The 1584-nt window shown below is 32.4% G+C and carries 1 protein-coding gene; it reads left to right on the top strand.

Annotated elements, in window-relative coordinates; all coding sequences use genetic code 11:
• A partial coding sequence (locus PSI22_RS21065; protein WP_273581432.1) for a tyrosine-type recombinase/integrase occupies nucleotides 1-536 on the top strand: 536 nt, incomplete at its 5' end.
• Nucleotides 537-1584: the final 1048 nt, after the last annotated feature.

Raw genomic sequence — 1584 nt, 5'->3', positions numbered from 1 at the left:
CTACAAATAAAGAGCGCGATCAGTGTCTGCTGTACTTAACTTATATTCATGGCCTACGTGTGAGTGAGTTGACTTCATTAAAAGTCTCCGATATCGATATCGCAGGGAAAACCATTTATATAAAGCGATTAAAAAATGGATTTTCGACAACACACCCTATCTCAAAAACAGAAAAAGAGCTTATCTTAAAATGGCTTAAAATCAGAAATAACAACTCGGTATATCGTGCTTCTTTGTGGCTGTTTCCTTCACGAAAAGGAGGAAAATTATCGCGTCAGTGGGTTCATGTTTTAATGGGGCGATACGGAGAACAGGCGGGTTTATCCATTAGGTTGCACCCACACAAGTTGCGACACTCCTGCGGGTTTGAATTGGCAAATCAAGGATTAGATACCCGGCTGATTCAGGATTATTTGGGGCATCGTAATATTCGCCATACTATGCATTACACTGCCAGCAATCCAGAACGGTTTCAGAAGGCCTGGCAGCAGAATCAACAGTTGAAAATTGATGGTGGCAAATATCTTGCTCCTTGATAACTGATTAAATTTAAAGTTATTCTATGATCACACCTGCACTTTTCTGCTAAATGGGCGTATCAATCTTTTTCCGCAAACAGCATATATTGCCTGAATAGGGCGAATATTCTAACGGCACATAAATAAAAAATAGACCGGAAGATCACCATGATCTGTCCGGTTTTGTAGCTATTTTACACTAATGGTATAAATAAATTTAAGGAATAAGAAATGACATTTTTATAAAAAATAATTTTACTCCCAACTATTAATTATTTGTTTGATATTATTCTATAGAGTAATCATCAGTATTTATTTACACGAAATTTGATAATACACAGATGATATTTATTTTTATATTGTCCTAATGTCAATTAGGTACATTATTAGCAGTAAAAAATACTGATTGGAATGAATAACACGACAAAATAGCATCTATTTATTCTGTCAAATCGTTACATCAATATTACTTTAAATAGTGATGAAATTGTAATATGAAAGTTTATTGTATGATTAGTCATTATCCGGATAGTTGATTTCATCATCTTATTTGTAATGCATATCTATTTTGAATAAAAATAAATAATACCGATGTTAATTAATTTTTATTTGTAATAATTATCATTTGTAATAGTAATGATTGTTACGCATCGTTGCTGTTTAATCATCTGTAAATTTATTAATTATTTTAATGGTTAATTATACGAATTTTATTTACTTAATTAAATTATTTTTATGGTAACTATTTTATAGTGAAATATTTTACACGGAGATTAATCTGCATGTGTCATCTTCATTCTGGGTTTTCTGGATCATTTTTCATCCGGGGGCGTTCATCGGGATATCAGCGCTACGGTTGTCATAACTTGCGATCCGTTGAGTGATTTGTGATTTTGGGTTACTGAGTAGCCCGTAAAACCGGACGAAGTTCCTTTCAGGTGATCGATTTTTTTGAAAAATAATTTATAAGCTACTTCAAACCTGAGAAATGTCACCATAAGGAATGAGTGCCAAAAATTGAAAATTAAATCAATGAGAGTTTATTATTTCTATTCTAGATTATATA

The sequence above is a fragment of the Xenorhabdus aichiensis genome (genome assembly GCF_028598775.1).
Classification (GTDB): Bacteria; Pseudomonadota; Gammaproteobacteria; order Enterobacterales; family Enterobacteriaceae; genus Xenorhabdus; species Xenorhabdus bovienii.
Note: the sequence above shows the minus strand (reverse complement) of the source record. Positions and strands in the feature narration are given on the sequence as shown.